This window comes from Streptomyces sp. NPDC050416 (assembly GCF_044458845.1).
Lineage (GTDB): Bacteria > Actinomycetota > Actinomycetes > Streptomycetales > Streptomycetaceae > Streptomyces.
Map to the genome: position 1 here is coordinate 898,316 of NZ_JBITII010000002.1, position 17,992 is coordinate 916,307.

Sequence of the window (17,992 nt, forward strand, 5' to 3'; positions counted from 1 at the left end):
ATGCTCGACCACCTGGGCTCGGACGTGGCGCACGCAGTGCTCGATTGGGCCGAACTGAACGACCAGTCGGTCCGTCTGTTGCTGCCGTCCTGGCTGCCTTCCGGAACGGGATACACCGGCGCCGTGTTGGTCGCCCTGGAAACCGCACCGCCACCTCGGGTGATCGTCCTCAAGGTCCTGCCGGAGGGTCCGCACCGCACCGAACCGAGACGGCACTCTCAGGCGCTGCGCCTCTCGCCCCGGGAATTCGCATCCGACCACCTCGTCGAGCAGGCCTTTGCTCCCTACCCGCTGAAGAGCGGTGGCGCCTTGATGTTCCAGGCGATCGCCGGAGAAGGCCTGCGCGACGCCCTCACGCTGGGCGCGCTGGAGGGGGAAAACTTCGCGCGCACAGCCGCAGCCGTGGCCCGGGGCACACTGAGTGAGTGGAACCGGGACGTGACTGCCCCTTTACGGATGCGGAGTTCGGCGTTTTTACGCCGGGAGCTGCAGACCGCGGGGGTCACCGAGGGCTCCCTCGGTCCGTGGCGGCACCGAGCGGGCCTGGCCGGCACCTCGCGGCCGTGGTTCGAGGCGGCGGGCCGGCACCTCCCCAACCCCTATCTGATGATCGGCGGGCACACCGACCTCCCCGACCGGAACCTGTCGGTCCTGACGGGACTGACACACGGCGATCTCCATCCGGACAACATCGTCGTCCCGGTGCGGCGCGGTGTCCTGAACGAACGGGCCTACCGGCTCATCGATCTGGGCAGCTTCCGTGCGGACGGCGCGTTGAGCCGGGACATCGCCATGCTGGTTCTGTCCGGGCTCGCACCCGTTGTCCGACAGCCGCAGTCGGCGCAGCAGCGGCAGACACTGCTGGACTACCTCATCGACCCGCACCAGGATCACGTCGGCCTGCTCCCGGCGGACGCCGTTCGGCGGGTCGACTGCATCAGGGACACCGCTGCCGAGGTGATGGGCCAGTGGCGCGAACCCTGGCAGGACCAGCTGCTGCTGTCTCTCGTCGCGGGTGCTCTGGTCTTCACCACCTTCTCCGTGCTGCCCCCCGACGTCCGGGACTGGTACCAGCTTTTGGCCGCCCACGCAGGGGAAGCCTTTCTCCGGTCCGGCGGCACCGGTACTCCCACGGTTGTGCGGGCCCGGAGCAAACCGGCCTCCGAGTCTTCGATGCCCGAAGGCCCACACACTCCGCCTGCGGAACGGCCACGTGCCACCGGTCCGGCCGACTGCGAGGCCTCGGAACCGGCCCTGCGCAAGGCACTTGTGGAAGCACTGGAAGACCTGCCGGCAATAACTGATCCGGGCTCCAGGGAAGCCGTCCTGCGGCGGCTACCGCGACGGCTGGCGACCAGCATCCCGAGGTCGTCCGTTCTGCGCGTCGAACTGCTGGGTCTGATCGACACCTGCATCACCTTCCACGGCGGCCTGCGGGCGCTGTGGGAGGCCATCTCGTTCGTTGACACCGGCACCCGCGAACGGGACGTCCTTTTCGCTGTCTTGCTGAGGATGCCGGAGTTCTCGCAGCAACAGGACGGCAGCGGGACGTGAGGCCGGATTACGCGGCTCGGGGTTTCCGGTCATGCGGTGCTGGGACATCATGAAAACGCAGGGTCGGGCCGCGCGGCCCGGGACGGGGAGGGCCGCAGAACATGGATCACGCGAAATCCGTCATAGAGTCGGAACTGCTCGATCTTTCCCAACTCAAGCTGGAGGACGTGCGCACGCACCGTAACGGGCACGAGTGGCAGAGCATGGAGTGCCGGCTGCTGGGGGAGTTCGCAAACCCCTCCGTCTTCGCCGGCGACCCCAAGAGCAGTGCGGACCTGTAATACCGAGGCCCGGTCTGCGATCACGGAGGCCCATCAGTGAGTGGCTCCTTCAGCACTTCGGGACGACCGGCGGAAGGGCTCCCCCGGCATGGGCTTCCACCGCGGCACTTCGACTCACTGGCGGGCGGAGGAGGTGGCAGTGCGGTCATCGCCCACCTATGGGATTCCGAGCGCAGCCACCGACTGGTGCTCTTCGGTCTCCTGACCGCCACCGCGGGCCGACGTCCTGACGCCCTCGGGCCCCTGTCCGGCATCGAAGAAGCCTGGAGCCTACTCGTCGAAGCCGAACGCCACAGCAGCGCAATCGCCGACGAGATTCTCCTGCTGCCGGAGACAGGGCGCTGGCTGCGCCACTGCCTGCAGCGATTACAGCCGTCCGGCCGGATGTACAGATCCGGCCAGCCGCCTCTGTGGGTGGACGTGGGCCATCTCCACCTCCTGGCGGCTGCGGCGGCGGTGCGGGCCGGCCTGCCTTTCGAGCTGCGGGTGCCCGCCCGGAAGGGCCGGATATGGCTCCCCACCCTCGGATGCGCCACGCTGCACGGAAACCTGTCTCCATGGCAGCCCGCCGATGTCGCCTTCCGCGGCAATGCGATGACCTTCGTCCTTTCGGGCAGGGCGGGACACGGCCACGATCCTCTTCGGGTCGAGCACCCGCTCGGGAAGCCGACGCCCGGCTGGCAGGCACCGCGCGCCCTGCCCCTGGACCTGCCGGACGGCCCCCGGACCGTCGCGATGCACGAACTGGGCCCCTACCGCATGCAGATCGGTGCGGACGACACCCCGGCCGACCTGTTGCCCGAGGAGTCGATCCAGCGCTGGACCGATCTGCTGCGCAGCGCCTGGTCGCTGCTGTCACGCGTCGATCCCGGAGGGGCCGAGGACGTGAGCGCATGCCTGCGTTCCATCGAGCCGTTGCCGGCCGCCCGGCCCTTCCGCTGGCACAGCGCCACGATGGAGGACGGGATGGGAGGGATGGCGGCCTCGGAACCGACAGGGACCGAGGTCGCCGCCGCGGCTCAGTTCGCAGCCGTCCTCACCCACGAGGCCCAGCACAGCAAGCTCAGCGCCTTGCTGCACATGTACTCGCTGCACACACAGGATGCGGCACACCGTTTTTACGCACCCTGGCGTGACGACCCCCGCCCGCTGCGCGGCATGCTGCACGGTGTCTACGCGTTCACGGGAGTGGCCCGGTTCTGGCGCGGCCACCTGCTCAACGGATGCGCTGAGGAGGACGAAGCCCTGGTGGCGTTCGAATACGCGCTGCGCCGCGGCCAGCTTCTCCGGGTTCTGCCTACGCTGCTGGACGACGGCCGATTGACCGCACTCGGCCGCAGACTGGTCAGCCGGCTGCTCGAGACCGTGAGGGAGTGGCAGGACGAACCTGTTCGCCTCGACTGCCTCGAAGCGGCGAGGCGGGCACTTGAGGACCACTGGCTGAGCTGGCGCTCCCACCACCTCGTCCCTGACGCCCGCCTCGTCGTCGACCTTGCGCAGGAATGGCGTGCGGGACCACCGGATCCGGCCATGGAAGCAGCGTGGCGCTACCCGCAGCCACAGTTGCTGCGCGACCCGGCCGCACGGCACCTGGACGCCAGGACGGTCCTTGTGCGCATGAGATTGACCCGGACCACCGCTGTCCAAATGCGGACAACACCGAATCTCCGCCAGCTTGTCCTGGGCGCCCGACCGGCCGATGTCCACCTCCTCGACGGTGACCTGCCGACCGCGCAACGCATGTACGCCGAGGAGATCAGAGCCCAAGGCGGCTCCGCTGCGGAATCCGGGACCGTGTGGGCCGGCTTGGCCAGGGCACTACGGGGCTGCCCCGATCGGGAGGGTGCCGCGCGGGCCCTGACCCGGTACCCGGAGCTGGTGCGCCATGTGTACGGATCGATCAAGGCCAAGAGTGGCTCCGCGCCAGATCCCATCGCCGTCGCCGACTGGCTGGGCCGCACCCTGGTCGCGCTCTGACGAGCCCGGATGCGGCCCGAGCGGTCTACGGCATCGGGTCGGCGTCGCAATTGGAGCGCCGCCAGGCCTCGGCGTCGAGGCATCCGGGGTGATCGGCTCCAAGCTGTGCCCGCAGCCCTTCCACCGCGGCCGTGTGGATGGCCTCGGCTTCCTCTGTCCGTCGCAGTGCGCGCAGGTCACAGGCAATGTTGTTCATCAGGGCCAGCGCAGTGGGGTGCTCTTCACCCAAAGTGGCTTTCACCCGTTCCAGGGTGCTTTGGTCCAGCTCGAGAGCGCCGCTGGCGTCTCCCTGCGCGTACATGTCGCTGGCGAGGTTGGCGGCGCAGACCAGCACCGTGGGGTGGTCGTCGCCCAGTGCCCTGCGCGCCCTCTCCAGTGCGCTCTCGTTCAGGGAGCGAGCGGCCTCGACTTGATTGACCAGCCGCAGAGTGATGGCGAGGTCGATGTCTGCCGCAACCGTGTCCGGATGGTGGGAACCAAAGACCTCGACGTACAAGTCCCTGGTCTTCTCGCCGAGCTTCAAGGCGTTGTCGAGGTCGCCCATCTGTCGCAGGTCGACCGACAGATTGAGGGAGGCCACCAACGAGTCCGGGCTGCGCTCGCCGTAGCGGTCGATGAGCGCCTTGCTGGCCTGGCGGCTGAGCTCGTAGGCGGACTCGTGGTCACCGGCCTTCCGCCGCGACACAGCCAGCCGGGCCGCCGCCCGCAAGGTGTGCGGATTCGCCTCCCCGAACACGCTGCGGTACTTCTCCACGATCTCTTCGAACATCCGCACGCCGAGGGCGTAATCGCCGGCTTCACGGCGGTCGAGCGCCAGACCCATTTCGGACAGGAGGCTGTCGTATGCCTCCTCGCCGTAGATCAGCACGTTGCGGCGCCACGTCTCATCGTCCAGCTTCAGGGCCTCGCGGTAGTGCCCACAGGCCCTGAGGGCGACCGCCAGGTTGTGGGTGTGGTCCAGAGTCAGCGGATCTTCCTCGCCGTAAGCGCGCACGGCCCTCTCGTGGACCTCACGAGCCATCTGCAGGGCCCCGAGGAAGTCACCGTGCGAGCGGCGGTCGATCGCGACCGAGCCCATCGTCGACAGCAACTCCTCCTCCGCGTCGCCTTCGAGCTGCCGCACAGCGGCGAGCATGCGCTGGCTGAGCTCGGCAGCTTCTCCGTAACGGCCCATGCGCCACAGCACGTACCACAGGCCGCGGGAGAGGAGCAGTGTCTGCTGGTCGCCCTCGCCCCATTTCTCCGTCCAGCGCTCATAGGCCTTCTGGCCGAACTCGCGTGCGCTTTCGTGGTCACCCCAGTAGTAGAGGTATTCCGCCGTGTTGATGACGAGCTGTCGGACATTGCCGACTTCTGACTCGATCGCGCCGGACTCGACCACGTGAGGATAAAGATCGCCGAACCGTCCCCAGTGATCAGGGTCACGGGGGTCGCGGGGCGCATTGGCCGCGAGGAGCAGATGCGCCCCCTGACGCATGCGCTGGCGCTGTTCCTCCGTCATACGGGCGATGAGCACCGCCTGCACCAGCCGGTGCATCTGAATGCTGTTATTGCGGTGGTCGATCTTGGCCAGCGAATACCGGTTGATCTCCCGGATGGCACGGGCCAGCCGCAGGGGGTCGGTCAGGGCCCGGTCCAGATCGGGCGCAATGGGCTGCACCGGAGCCCCGGAGAAGAGCGAACGAGCGATCGGCTCGGGAGCGAAGTATGCGCAGATCTGCAGCAGTTGCAGCGCGGCCGGGTTCTTGCTCGCCAGATGGTCGAGCGAGACGTTCCAGGCGGTGGCGACCGTCTGCTCGTAGTGCGTGGGAGGGGAAACAGTCATCAGTTCTGCGCGTTTCTCTGCGAACAGGCGTAGGTACTCGGCCGCAGGCATTCCCGTCTCGGCTCGCCACGCCGAGGCCTGTTCGACCGCGAGTGGCAGATCGCCCAGGACGTGGGCGAGCTGATCCGCGTCCTCGTCGGACAGGTCCGGGTTGCGGCGTTGAAGCAGTTGAATACTCTCTTCACGCTCGAACACATCGACTTCGAGGGGCCGGGCGAGAGTGTTCCACTGTGGATTGCGTGAGGTGACGATGATCGAACCGTTGGGCCCGTTCTCCGAGCCGCTCGGGAAGAAGTCCTGCACCGCCTCGGGGCTCTCGGCATTATCGAAGACCAAAAGCCATTTGCTGTATGGATTTCCAGTGCGCAGTGCCTCCAGCACAGCCGGTACGGCGGTGATGGCCTCGCTGCTGACTGGAAGGTGCAGCCTGTGAGCCAGCTCCACCAGGGCCTGGGCGATCTGAGTGGGGCGCTCGGCCGGGATCCACCAGACGATGTCGTACTGGTTCGCCTGTCGATAGACGTATTCCTGCGCAAGCTGCGATTTCCCGACTCCGCCCAGGCCATGCAGCGCGTGAGGAAGAACGGCGGTGGGACCGCCCCGCAGTTCCCGCTCAAGTCGCTGCAACAGGTCTTCGCGTCCGGTGAACACAAGATTGCGGGGCGGCATATTCCCCCACACGGCGGGGCGCGCGGAAGCCGGCGTGGTGGCGCGGCCGAGATCAATACCTAGCCGCGACGCTGGGGCGGAGTAACCGGTGACCACTGTGGCGTCTCCTGAAAGGGGGCCGGCATCAGCCTGGCCGAGTTGCTCGGTGAGCACCGGCGCCTCGGGGGAGTTGGGTTCAGTCACTATGCCATAGCTTTCCGTGTCTGGGGCGGTTTGCCGGTCGCCGCGTGTCGATTTACTCATGTGCTGTTTCGATTCCTCATGAGCCCGAATGAGTTGCCCGATTAATTGGGCTCGCCGCGCATGCGCGCCGGAGAGCGATCTCAGCACCGTCTCTTCTATCTCCAGCAGGTGCCGGTCGGCGTCGGTGATTTGCGGGTCAGCAGTGCTTGTCCCATCCAGGTATGCCAGCATTTCCCGGGCTGCGCCACTGTGCGGAGCGAGCAGCTCGGCCGCCGCTTTTGTCACCTGTTCCGTGGTCCGCCGGTTGCTCGCGGCCAGTATTTCCGCGCGTACCCCGGGACGGAAGGAGAAAGATGTCTGACCCGCTGTCGGATCGGGCTCCACCAGGTCACTCATGAGGAACTCGGCCAGATGCTCCGGGCCGGTGCGGGGCATGGTCCGCGTTTGCAGCGCCGCCATGAGCGGCAGGTCGAGCGGCGCGGTGGCCAGTCGCGTGGCCAGCTCGAAGGAGTCGGGGGAGGACCAGACGCGGAACAGGGCGACCCGTTCGGCCGCGCTCTTGTCGCGGGGCTCAGCAGGTGGTACCGGTTCGGCCGGCCGCTGTGTCCCCCGATTCAGGACGAGGGCTGCCACCTCGGTCCATCGGGGCGTGTCGCCGGCAAGGAACTCGGTCCACGGCGACAGCCAGCCACCGGACAGTTCCAGTACGGGCACGACCGTGTGCTTGCCGCGTGGTTCGGCCCGGCCGGCCGAGTCGACGTATTCCCATGCGGGGCTGGCCTGCCAGGGCCCGGACGCGTGCAGCCTGACGCGCTGCACTTCTATGGCGGTGCGGTGCCACAGACGCTGGGGAAGCACCTGGAGGACGGTCGCCGGCTGATGCCGTCCCCAGGTGGCGAGCCGCGCCTGGACCGCACCCGATTGCCAGGCCGGTCCCAGACCGTCGGTGAGGACGAAGACCAACGTGCGTCCGCTGTGGTCGACCAGGCGTCGCGACGGCTGCTTCTCACCGGAACCCGGCAACCGAACGGTCGCGGCATCGGACGACGTGGTGTCGAGATGGAACACTCTGAAGTCACCGAAACCGGCGTACGTGCGGAACAGGTCGGCAGCCTGCTCGGCTGTTTCGCTCCACACGGCCATTCGGGGCGCCACGTCGAGAAGGAGGACCGCTTTCCACCGTGGCCCCGGCCCCGGGCAGAAGACCGGAGGCAGCCCCGCGGCAACGGCGAGGCGCTCGGCCGTGGCCTGAAGGTCGATCCGGGGCTCTTCAGGGTCCGGCACGGGCCGCCGCAGGGGCTGCAAAGCGCGTGCGAAGGAACGCGGCCGCAGAGCGGACACCTGTCGGCGTACGGACCTGACAGGTCGGGCGTCCTCGACGGCACCCAGGACCGACGCGTCGGCTGGGACGCCCTGGGCGAGGTGCACCAGGGGGATCGGCGGGGGCCCGTTCAGCCGGGAATCCGACGCGCGGCAGTCCGCGTGGTGGTGGTGGTCTCCGGCTAAGTCGCCGTCCTGCCGTCTGCCTGGGAAACGAGGAGCGGGGGAACCGTTCTCGGGCGATTCGAGAGGGGCGGGACCGGCCGTTCCGGGATCCGTCTGCGCCGCAGCCTGGTCCATGGTGCCGGGGGGGTGCCCGTCGGCGAGAGCGGGATGATTCGTCGCCAGCCAGAGTGCGTCCGCGACGTCCCGGGGGTGAAGGTCGCGGACGGGCATGCCGGAAACGTCCGCGGCGGGGGACGGACCATGTCGTCCGCCGGCCGCGGCGTGACCGTTGACCTCCGGCGATCGGTCAGGCACCCCAGTCCGCCCCATCTCCATTCAACGGGTGCCAAATGGCATCGAGGACGGCCTGCCACTCGGCACGATCCTCATCACGGTAGGAGTGGGCGCCGGACGTGACCAGGTGTGCCGCATTGAGCAATTGGTCCGCGGCCAGCCCATCGACCTGCGCACTGCGTGTCATGAAGTCCCGGACGAGCCTTCCCTGTTCGTCTCCGAGCGAGTCCCCGAAGTGTGCGGCCACCAGCTCGCCGAGCGCCTCTGGGCCGGGGTCCGGTATATCAAGACGCAGACACCGACGCATAAACGCCTCAGGGAACTCACGTTCACCATTCGAGGTCATGATCACGACCGGAAATGATCGAGTTTTGATGATTCCATTGTGGATCGATGCCGTTTGCCCCGGGTCTGCCGTATGGACGGTAACGGTCTCGATCTGCCGCTTCACTCGAACGAGAGGCTGCACGGCAAACCATCCGTCCTCGAACAAGGAGAGCAGGTCGTTCGGGAGGTCCGCATCGCCCTTGTCCAGCTCATCGATCAACAAGACCCGCGGCAGCCGGTGCGGCAGCAACGCCGTACCCAAGGGCCCGAGTTGAATGAAATCGCCGATGTCCAGAGCGGGTGTTGACGCACCGTTTCCGGAGGTTCCCTCCCGGGCGGCGCGTTCCTGTGCCGCGAACCAGGCCTGGCCTGCCTGAGCGCGCCCGAGAACGTCGTACTCGAACAGTCCCGAGGCCAAGGTCGTACGGCTGGTGACCGGCCATTGCAGGACGCGTCCCAGCCCCAACTCCCGAGCGATGCGGTAGGCGAGGGTCGACTTGCCGACCCCCGGCCGGCCGGTCACCAGCAGTGGACGCCTGAGCAGGATCGCGGCATTGACCATGCGAACCTCCGACGCCGGAGGCCGGCGACGGCGCGTGGGCGGACCCAGCCGTCGGTCCGCCTCCCCGTCCTCGGGTGGCTGAGGCTGCACCGGCCCCCCGTCGAACGTGCGCCAGCGCGGGCCGGGCGGCCAGACCCGCTCTTCGTAGGGAGTGTCGTCGGTGAAAGCACCACCGGTTCCGCTGTACAGCAGGTTTCCGGGCTCGTGGGCCTCGGACGGAAGCAGTCCTGTCTGAGCCGAACTCATTCAATCCCCCCTACAAAGGCGGCAGGCGCTCCCGCACCGCCGCTCAACAACTGGTCGGGGTCGTCCCAGACGACGCAGAGCTGCTGGGCGGTGTCATGGGAACTGCCGTGTGCGCGCGTTGCGGAATCGCTCTTCCACTGTCGTGCCTGAGATGGAAACCCCGCTAGACCGCCTTCGGACAGGCCGTCCCTGACCATGCTGTGGAACTGCTCGGACGTCACATCACGGTGGTGTATGAAGACAGGGATGCCCAGATCAATGCCCACGCGAACTTCCCCCAAGCCGGCCTCGTTCCCGGCCGTGGGCGGCTCGCTGAGCACCATCGCGACGACGTCCTGCCTGGCGCCTATCGTCGCGTCCAGCCACTGCAGGTACGTCGGCACGGCCTGTCCCTGCTGCTCGCACCAATGGACGGCGTTGTCGCCGTCCTGGGAGTCCTTCCAGCGTGCCCAACGCAGTCGCCAGACCTGATAGGCGTCACGCCGCTGTAATCGTTCCAAACTGTGCAGGACAATCTCCGGATACTTGCTGAACAGGGGGTTGGGGTAAGTGAGTGACGGGTCGCGGTCCCACCATTCGACCGGCTCATTGAGCAGTTCGGTCGGCAGGAAGAATTCCAGCACCACGTCCTCCGCCCGCGCGTGCCACAGCGAAGCCATGCGGGTCAGCAGGCCGGCCACCGCCGTCGGCACCTGCGACCGAGGAACGGGGAGCTGCGCCTCGCCCTCCTTGGCATGGTGCAGCTGCGAGGATTCCGCGTACTTCACGCGCGCGGAGATCCAGTAGCGCTGTCTCTTGCGGCTCTGCCGTCTGCCTGAGCCTTGGGTGGGCGTCAAATCCGGGGCAAGCTTGAAGTAGAGCCGGATGACCGGGCGCTGCTTGCCGTCAGGGGGGACCTGGACGGAAGGCGGCAGTGGCTGTGGCTGTGGATCGCCGGCAGGCACGGTGGCGATGGAACGTCTGCGTGCCAGCGAATTGCGCAGGTCGGTCAGCCCGCCTTCCTGATCGACCAGACTCCACAGCGCAGCGAAGTGATCGTTCCAGCCCTGCAACTCGCCCACGCACGAAGCCAGGTCCTCGTGCAGCGCGAGATGCTCCAGCAGCACCATGCCGGGAGGCAGCAGCGCATCCGGCATGGTGCCACGACCCGACAGGTGGAGGAACGCCCGCCAGACGTTGGTGCAATAGGCAGGCAATCGGATGCGGTCACCCGTGATCTTCGCGACCGTCGCATCAAGCTCCGGCAGCGTGATCAGCAGGGCACGGCGCAGTGCCGTCCAGTCACGGCCCTCGTACAACTGCAGGGCGTGCAACTCCTCCACCAAAGGGGCCAGATGGTGCTCCAGGGGCGGGGCCACCAGAACGGTCGCCTCCAGCAAGAGGGACAGGCCGTCCGCCCGTGCCTCACACACCCGCACGACCTCCAGGAACTCCTGGTGCGGGGTGGGTAACTCCGCCCACTGCTGGCCTCCCAGTAACTGCGCCAGCTCACGTCGCCACTGCTGCCTCCCCCGCGCGTCGGTGAGGGCGGCCGAATCGCCCAGGACCCCGACCACTTGGCGCAGGACGTACCGCCGCCGCTCGTCCTGCGCCGCGAGTTGTTGTGGCATGCGTGACTCCCCCCGTACCGCAGCCTACGCACGGCGCCTGTGCCGCAACTCAGGGTAGGCGGCCGAAGCGCTCCACCAAATACGTTCGGCGATATTCGTCAGGCCCGCGGGGAACGATTCGGCAGGGACGTCCGCGTAGTGTGCTGCGCACCCGAAGGGGACTAGGGGGAACTCCGTGAGCCATCCGTTGCCCGTGTCGATAACGCAACGTCAGAACAATGAGGCGTTACAGAAGATCCTCCGAGCCGGCGATTCGTCACACGCTCGGGCCCGGCAACTGGCCGCCCTGCACATGTCCATCTCTTTCCTGCTCGCCGCAGGTGCTGTGCTCGGCGTCTTCGTCACCTCGATCCAGGAGGCCCTCACCGTCGCCGGCTTCCTGTGGGCTCTCGTCTACTCCGCCGGAGCGAGTTCCTGGACGGAGCACGAGTTCCGCAGAGCCGCGCTGTTGCAGGAGGTCTTCGACACCCGGCTCTACGAGCTCCCTTGGAACGAGATCCTGGCCGGAAGTGCTCCATCCGCCGACGAGGTCAGCCGCCTTGCCCGGCGCTACAAAGGCTCCGCAGAGCGGCTCCGCGACTACTACGAGATCCCGGCCCTGCCCCGCCCGCTGGATGTGCTCTCCTGCATCCTGCAGAACCTCGCCTGGGGCGCCCGCGTACGACGCAGGTTCGCCGCCGCGGTCCAGGGCGCCGTCGTCATCTGGGTGACAGCAGGGGTGCTGGTGGGAGTGGTGACCGGGGCTTCCCTCCTCTCCGTCCTCGTGAACTGGTTCGTTCCCTCGCTGGGCATGCTCCTGCTCGGGGTCGACACCTACCGGACACAGCGCGACACCGCGGCCGTACGGGAACACGCGCGGTCGGTGATCCTGCCCCGCATGCGCGAGTACGCCGAAGCGGGGATGCCGCCCACAGCCATGAGGGACCTTCTCGTCCTCGCCAGGCAGGCACAGGACGTCCTGCTGCGGACACGGTTGCATCAGGCCCGCGTGCCCAACTGGTTCTTCAATGCCTACCTCGACAGTGACCGCGCCGACTTCGCTGCGGCGATGGACGAGGTGAGCGGCTGGTTGCCGCACCCTCCGGGGCGCGGGTGACACGAAGGCCGGTTCCCCTGACGTGGAATCGAGGAACCGGCCCGCCGCAGTGGAGGAGCCGGAGGGTCACACGCCCGCGTAGGAGTGCTTGCCGGAGACGAAGATGTTCACGCCGTAGTAGTTGAACAGCCAGCAGCCGAAGGCGATCAGGGCCAGGTAGGCGGCCTTGCGGCCCTTCCAGCCGGCGGTGGCGCGGGCGTGCAGGTAGCAGGCGTAGCCGACCCAGGTGATGAAGGACCAGGTCTCCTTCGGGTCCCAGCCCCAGTAGCGGCCCCAGGCGTCGCCGGCCCAGATGGCACCCGCGATGATCGTGAACGTCCACAGCGGGAAGACGGCCGCGTTGACGCGGTAGGAGAACTTGTCGAGGGAGGCGGAGGAGGGCAGCCGCTCCAGGACGGACGTCGCGAAGGTGCCCGGCGTGCCGCCGCTCGCGAGCTTGTTCTCGTAGGAGTCCTTGAAGAGGTACAGGATCGTGCCGACCGCGCCGACGTAGAACACCGCGCCGCAGAAGATCGCCGTGGAGACGTGGATGTACAGCCAGTACGAGTGCAGGGCCGGGACCAGCTGGTCGCTGGCGGTGTAGAGGACCGTCACCGCGAGGCCCAGGTCCAGCAGGACCGAGGTGATCAGGAACAGGCCCAGCCAGCGCACGTTCTTCTTCAGCGCCAGCAGTCCGAGGTACACGCCGACGGCGACCGTGGAGAACGTGATGTTGAACTCGTACATGTTGCCCCACGGGGCCCGCTCCACCGAGGCCGCGCGGGCGACGACGCCGCCCAGCTCGATCAGGAAGGCGAGCACGGTGAGGGAGATGGCGATCCGGCCGTACAGGTCGCCCTGTTCGTCACCGCCGTGCGCCCCGGGCCCGTCCGGCACGTCCCGCTGGCCTGCCGCTGCCCGCACGGTGACCTTGGGACGCTCCAGGACGGCGGTGCCGCCGGCCTGGTTCACGGTGACGGCGGGCGCCTTCTTCGCCTCGGCCTTCTCGGCGGTGAGCGCGGCGGCGGTCCGGGCGACCTTGCTCCGGCTGCCGAAGAGCCATTCGGCGATGTACGCGAAGAACGCCAGGGTGTAGACGGCCATCGCGGAGTAGATCAGCACATTGCTGATGTTCGCGAGGTTTTCGTTGGTGGCGGCGGCCAAATCCGTCGCGGCGGCGAGGGTCACCTCAGCACTCCTTCGGGTGAATATCCCGGCGACTTGCGGTCGGGCGGTGAGGTCTGCGACAAGCTTTCGGTCGTGTTACCGGGCTGGTTTCAACCCGGCTGGCGTTGATCGTGGAAGACCCGGAGGGCTGCTGGTCCGCCGGGCGGCGAGAGCCAGGAATCTCCCTTGTTCCGCGCGGGAGAGGATTCAATTCTCAGCCCCTTCGGCAGACGCGGCGCCGGAGTCGGACATCGCGTCCGGCTCCGCCTCCGTTCCCTCGGAGACCGCCGGTGTCCCGTCGTAGAGGATCCCGGCGAGATCGCCGAGCTCCTCGGGGACCTTGGCGGACTCGCTGCGGCCGAGGCCGGCCATCTCCACGACGGTGACGCCGTCGGCACCCTTGACCGCGCGCACCCAGACGCGGCGGCGCTGGATGAACAGGGAGGCGGCGAGGCCGCCGATGGCCGCGAGGGCCCCGGCGAGGGCCCAGCCGCCGCCGGGGTCCTGGACGACCTGGAAGCCGGCCCACTCCTTGACGTCCTTGCCGAAGGTGACCGAACCGGCGCCGTTCGGGAGCTTCATGGTCTCGCCGGGGCGCAGCAGCTTCTTGAACAGCTTGCCCTTGGAGTCCTTGAACTCCTTCATGTTGGTCTTGTCCATCTGGTACACGCTCTGCGGGATGCCGGAGTCGGCCCCCAGGTCGCCGTGGTAGGCGGACAGCGCGAGCACCGGGGAGTCCAGCGCGGGGAACTGCGACAGCATCGTGCCGCTGGCGGCGCCGCCGAAGGTCGGCACGAAGAACGCGTTGAAGCCGAGCTGTTCCTTCTTGCCCTCGGGGTTGCGGTAGCCGTCGAGGACCTTGATGGCGCCGGAGGAGGTGACGTTGGCGTCGAGCGGCAGCAGCGGTACGGCGTCGTCGTAGACGACGTTGCCCTTGCCGTCGCGGACGGTGATGACCGGGGCGTAGCCGTGGCTGACCAGGTAGACCTTGGCGTCGCCGATCTCCAGCGGGTGGTTGACCTTGACGGTGGTCTTCCGGTCCTTGCCGTAGGGACCGTCGCTGTAGGTGAGGTCGGCCTGGTAGAGACGCGGGGTGCCCTTGTTGGGGCCGCTGCGCTCGTAGGTGCCGGTGAACTTCTTCAGGTTGAAACTGAACGGCACGAGGTCGTCGGAGGTGAAGAGGCTGCCGGACTTGAAGTCGTCGTACTGGGTGAGCGTGTTGGAGAAGCCGTCGCCCTCGACGACCAGCTTGTTGCCCTCCGACTTGTACAGCTGGCCCCAGGCGAAGGCGACCAGCAGCACGATGAGGGCGATGTGGAAGGCGAGGTTGCCCAGTTCGCGCAGGTAGCCCTTCTCGGCGGCGACGGCGTCACCGGCGAGGTGGGCGCGGAAGCGGCGCTTCTTCAGCAGGGCCAGGGCGGCACTGTGGACCTGCTCGGGTTCGGCCGTGGTGCGCCAGGTGGTGTGGGCGGGCAGCCGGTTCAGCCGGCTGGGCGCGCGGGGCGGGCGGCCGCGCAGCTGGCCCACGAACTGCCAGGTGCGGGGGACGATGCAGCCGATGAGGGAGATGAACAGCAGGATGTAGACCGCGGAGAACCACACCGAGCTGTAGACGTGGAACAGGCCGAGCTTGTCGTAGACGTCCCCGAGGGTGGGGTTGGCCTTGCGGAAGTCGGCGACCTTCGTCTCGTCCTGGCCGGACTGCGGGATGAGCGAGCCGGGGATCGCGCCGAGGGAGAGCAGCAGGAGCAGCAGCAGCGCGACCCGCATGGAGGTCAGCTGCCGCCAGAACCAGCGGACCCAGCCGATGACGCCCAGGGAGGGCAGGTTGGGCGCGTCCTCCGTGGGGGCGGTGGACAGCTGGGAGCCGGCGTCGCCCAGCTCCTGGGTTTCGGCGGCGGTCGGGGCCGGGTCGGAGGCGGTGGTCTTGCTCATCGCGATCAGATCCCCACAGTGAAGCCGTTGGACCAGACCTGCATCTCCTGCACGATGCGGTCCCACGCGCCGGTCAGCAGCAGCAGACCGGTCACGATCATCATGGTGCCGCCGATCCGCATCACCCAGACGTAGTGGCGCTTGATCCAGCCGAAGGCGCCGAGGGCCTTACGGAAGGCGACCGCGGCGAGCACGAACGGCACGCCCAGGCCCAGACAGTACGCGACGGTGAGGGCGGCACCGCGTCCGGCGCTTCCCTGGTCGGAGGAGAGGACCAGCACGGAGGCGAGGGTGGGGCCGATGCAGGGCGTCCAGCCGATCCCGAACAGCGCTCCGAGCAGGGGCGCGCCGACCAGCCCGGCCACCGGCTTGCGGTGGAACCGGAACTCGCGCTGGGTGAACCAGGGCATCAGGCCCATGAAGAAGACGCCCATGAGGATCATGAGCACGCCGAGCACCTTGGACAGGACGTCCTTGTGCTCCTGGAGCGTGTCGCCGAAGAAACCGAACAGCGCCCCGGAGGAGACGAACACGGCGGTGAAGCCGAGCACGAACAGGGAGGCGCCCGCGACCATCCGGCCGCGCCGCGCCTCGGCGAGGTCGGTGCCGGCGACTCCGGTGACGTAGGAGAGGTAGCCGGGTACGAGCGGCAGCACGCAGGGCGAGAAGAAGGAGACGAGTCCGCCGAGCAGGGCGATGGGCAGGGCCACCAGCAGGGCGCCGTTGAGCACCGTGCCGTTGGGGTCCGCGACCGCGGCGAGGGCTGTGACTGCGGTCACGTCACTTCTCCGCGACGACCGGCTTGAGCATCTTCAGCAGCCGTTCCTCGCTGAGCGCGGACAGCGATCGCGCCGCGATCTTCCCTTCCCGGTCGAGGATCAGGGTGGAGGGGATCGCCTGCGGGTTGAGGGTGCCCTTGTCGAAGCGCAGCAGCAGCTTGCCGGTCGGGTCGTAGAGGCTGGGGTAGGTGATGTCCCAGTCCTTCTCGAAGGCGAGCGCGGCGCCGGTGGAGGTGTCGCGGGTGTTGATGCCGACGAACTGCACGCCCTTGCCGGCGTACTCCTTGGAGACCTTCGCGAAGTACTTGGCCTCGGCGCGGCAGGGGTTGCACCAGGACCCCCACACGTTGAGGACGACGACCTTGCCCTTGTAGTCGGCGACGTCGAGGGTCTTGCCGGCGATGGTCTTGCCGGACAGGTCGGGGGCCGGGGTGCGCTCGCTCTTGGCGGCCGTCGCGATGCCGTCGGTGCCGGTGACGAAGTTGGTGTTGCCGCCCCCGCCGGAGGTGCCGCCGGAGCCGCACGCGGTGACGAGCAGCGCCGCCACGGCGGCACCGGCGGTCAGGGCGGCGCGGCGACGGACCCGGTTCGCGGGAGCCGTGCGGATCGAGCGGTTCGAACGCAGGGGGGCGCGGCTGGCGGCACTCATGTGAAAAGTTTCGCATGTCCGTTCCGGGGCTCTCGCCCACCCCCCTTGCGGGCGGAAAACCGCATTTCAGGCGGCGTTCCCGGAGGGCGTCCCGGCGCCCTGCGGGGCCTTCTCGACGAACCCCTTCCACCCACCGGCCGGTTGCTGCCCGACCTCCAGCGTGCGGAGCTTTTCGAGCACCTCGGGCTTTTGCACGTCCAGCCAGTCGGTGAACTGCCGGAAGGAGACGAGACGCACATCCGCGCCCTTTTCCTTCTCCCGCGCGATGTACTTGAAGGCCTCCTCGACGGCGTCCATGTAGATGCCGCCGTTCCACTGCTCGAAGTGGTTGCCGATGAAGAGCGGTGCCCGATTCGTCTCGTACGCCCGCTTGAATCCCTGGATGTACGCCTGGGCCGACTGCTGCCGCCAGCCCGGGTAGTTGTGCGCCGGGGCCTTGGTGGTGCTGATCGACTGGTTCGCCAGCATGTTGTAGTCCATGGAGAGGACCTCGAAGCCCCGGCCGGGGAAAGGTATCTGCTGCAACGGCAGGTCCCAGATCCCCTGCCGCTTCACCGGCCAGACCTGACGGCCGCCGGGCGACGAGGCGTCGTAGCGCCAGCCCAGCTCGCGGGCGGTGGGCAGCAGGTTGTCCTGGCCGAGCAGACAGGGCGTACGGCCGCCTACCAGCTCCTTGTCGTAGTCGAACGGCAGCGACGGCATATCGGTCCAGCCGGTGTTGGTGCGCCACTCCTTCACGAAGGACTTCGCCTGGTCGATCTCGCTGCGCCACTGCCGGGGCGTCCAGTTCTTGACCGAGCCGTACGTCTCGCCGCAGAAGTGCCCGTTGAAGTGCGTGCCGATCTCGTGGCCCTCCAGCCAGGCCCGGCGGACGTTCTTCAGCGTCTCCTTGACGTGCTCGTCGGTGAGGTAACCGATGTCGGAGGCGCCGCGCGGGTTGTTCGGCGGGTCGTACAGGCGCTTCTTCGACTCGGGCAGCAGATACAGCCCGGACAGGAAGAAGGTCATGCTCGCGCCGTGCTCCTTGGCCAGGTCCAGGAAGCGCGGGAAGAGCCCGTTGCCGACCTCGCCCGCGCCGTCCCAGGAGAACACCACGAACTGCGGCGGGGTCTGCCCCGGCTCCAGCGGCTCGGGCTTGGCGGGCTGGTGGGGCTGCTTGCCGGTGTAGGCGGTGGAGCCGTCGCCGATGGGGCGGGCGGCGGGCTTCGGCTTCGATCCGCCTTGTGCGGATTCCCCGGAACCATCGGCATGGCCGGAGTCATCTGACCCGGTGAGTCCGCCGCACCCGGCGAGCGAGACGGCGGCCGCGGCCCCCGCGCCGATTCCGAGCATTCCCCTGCGGGAGTAAGGGCGCATTGCATCCCCGTTCATCAC

At 68.1% G+C, this 17,992-nt stretch carries 12 protein-coding genes; 4 read left to right on the plus strand and 8 right to left on the minus strand.

Features of this window, described 5'->3' with window-relative positions; translation table 11 throughout:
* The 3 genes from ACIBL4_RS09255 to ACIBL4_RS09265 all read left to right on the plus strand — a co-directional run bounded on the left by ACIBL4_RS09255 (position 1) and on the right by ACIBL4_RS09265 (position 3,812).
* A complete protein-coding gene (locus ACIBL4_RS09255; RefSeq protein ID WP_399407947.1) occupies positions 1-1,554 on the plus strand; it encodes a hypothetical protein in 1,554 nt (517 codons plus the stop codon).
* Positions 1,555-1,655: 101 nt separating this feature from the next.
* A complete protein-coding gene (locus ACIBL4_RS09260; RefSeq protein ID WP_399407949.1) occupies positions 1,656-1,835 on the plus strand; it encodes a hypothetical protein in 180 nt (59 codons plus the stop codon).
* Between the two features lie 186 nt (positions 1,836-2,021).
* Positions 2,022-3,812 (plus strand): HEXXH motif domain-containing protein, encoded by a 1,791-nt coding sequence (locus ACIBL4_RS09265; protein ID WP_399407951.1) that lies wholly within the window; start codon positions 2,022-2,024, stop codon positions 3,810-3,812.
* 25 nt (positions 3,813-3,837) lie between these two features.
* Here ACIBL4_RS09265 and fxsT read toward each other — a convergent pair whose 3' ends face one another.
* From fxsT to ACIBL4_RS09280, 3 genes are all read right to left on the minus strand, one after another.
* On the minus strand, positions 3,838-8,310 hold the full coding sequence (gene fxsT / locus ACIBL4_RS09270) for an FxSxx-COOH system tetratricopeptide repeat protein (RefSeq protein WP_399407953.1): 4,473 nt from the start codon (positions 8,308-8,310) through the stop codon (positions 3,838-3,840).
* Positions 8,282-9,157: an AAA family ATPase gene (locus ACIBL4_RS09275; RefSeq protein ID WP_399407955.1), complete on the minus strand. Its 876-nt coding sequence runs from the start codon at positions 9,155-9,157 to the stop codon at positions 8,282-8,284. The genes fxsT and ACIBL4_RS09275 overlap by 29 nt, the downstream gene beginning before the upstream one ends.
* Before the next feature lie 242 nt (positions 9,158-9,399).
* Positions 9,400-11,013, minus strand: coding sequence for a hypothetical protein (locus ACIBL4_RS09280; RefSeq protein WP_399407957.1), 1,614 nt, complete (start codon positions 11,011-11,013; stop codon positions 9,400-9,402).
* 193 nt (positions 11,014-11,206) lie between these two features.
* On the opposite strand from ACIBL4_RS09280, the gene ACIBL4_RS09285 reads away from it, so the two are divergent.
* Positions 11,207-12,109: an S-4TM family putative pore-forming effector gene (locus ACIBL4_RS09285; protein ID WP_399407959.1), complete on the plus strand. Its 903-nt coding sequence runs from the start codon at positions 11,207-11,209 to the stop codon at positions 12,107-12,109.
* Positions 12,110-12,175: 66 nt separating this feature from the next.
* Here ACIBL4_RS09285 and ccsB read toward each other — a convergent pair whose 3' ends face one another.
* From ccsB to ACIBL4_RS09310, 5 genes are all read right to left on the minus strand, one after another.
* Entirely contained in the window at positions 12,176-13,276 is a 1,101-nt protein-coding gene (gene ccsB / locus ACIBL4_RS09290) for a c-type cytochrome biogenesis protein CcsB (protein WP_399407961.1), read from the minus strand.
* A gap of 186 nt (positions 13,277-13,462) precedes the next feature.
* Positions 13,463-15,190 (minus strand): cytochrome c biogenesis protein ResB, encoded by a 1,728-nt coding sequence (locus ACIBL4_RS09295; protein WP_399407963.1) that lies wholly within the window; start codon positions 15,188-15,190, stop codon positions 13,463-13,465.
* 5 nt (positions 15,191-15,195) lie between these two features.
* Complete coding sequence (locus ACIBL4_RS09300; RefSeq protein ID WP_399407965.1) at positions 15,196-15,969, minus strand: cytochrome c biogenesis CcdA family protein; 774 nt, start codon at positions 15,967-15,969, stop codon at positions 15,196-15,198.
* Position 15,970: 1 nt separating this feature from the next.
* On the minus strand, positions 15,971-16,618 hold the full coding sequence (locus tag ACIBL4_RS09305) for a TlpA family protein disulfide reductase (protein WP_399407967.1): 648 nt from the start codon (positions 16,616-16,618) through the stop codon (positions 15,971-15,973).
* Positions 16,619-16,684: 66 nt separating this feature from the next.
* Positions 16,685-17,974, minus strand: a complete 1,290-nt coding sequence (locus ACIBL4_RS09310; RefSeq protein ID WP_399407969.1) for a hypothetical protein — start codon at positions 17,972-17,974, stop codon at positions 16,685-16,687.
* Positions 17,975-17,992 lie beyond the last annotated feature (18 nt).

Bases quoted from the DNA above. Each gene is read 5' to 3' on its own strand.
- ACIBL4_RS09305 (WP_399407967.1), bottom strand. From the start codon at position 16,618: ATGAGTGCCGCCAGCCGCGCCCCCCTGCGTTCGAACCGCTCGATCCGC.
- ACIBL4_RS09310 (WP_399407969.1), bottom strand. From the start codon at position 17,974: ATGCGCCCTTACTCCCGCAGGGGAATGCTCGGAATCGGCGCGGGGGCC.
- fxsT (WP_399407953.1), bottom strand. From the start codon at position 8,310: ATGGAGATGGGGCGGACTGGGGTGCCTGACCGATCGCCGGAGGTCAAC.
- ACIBL4_RS09260 (WP_399407949.1), top strand. From the start codon at position 1,656: ATGGATCACGCGAAATCCGTCATAGAGTCGGAACTGCTCGATCTTTCC.
- ACIBL4_RS09280 (WP_399407957.1), bottom strand. From the start codon at position 11,013: ATGCCACAACAACTCGCGGCGCAGGACGAGCGGCGGCGGTACGTCCTG.
- ACIBL4_RS09295 (WP_399407963.1), bottom strand. From the start codon at position 15,190: ATGAGCAAGACCACCGCCTCCGACCCGGCCCCGACCGCCGCCGAAACC.
- ACIBL4_RS09255 (WP_399407947.1), top strand. From the start codon at position 1: ATGCTCGACCACCTGGGCTCGGACGTGGCGCACGCAGTGCTCGATTGG.
- ACIBL4_RS09275 (WP_399407955.1), bottom strand. From the start codon at position 9,157: ATGGTCAATGCCGCGATCCTGCTCAGGCGTCCACTGCTGGTGACCGGC.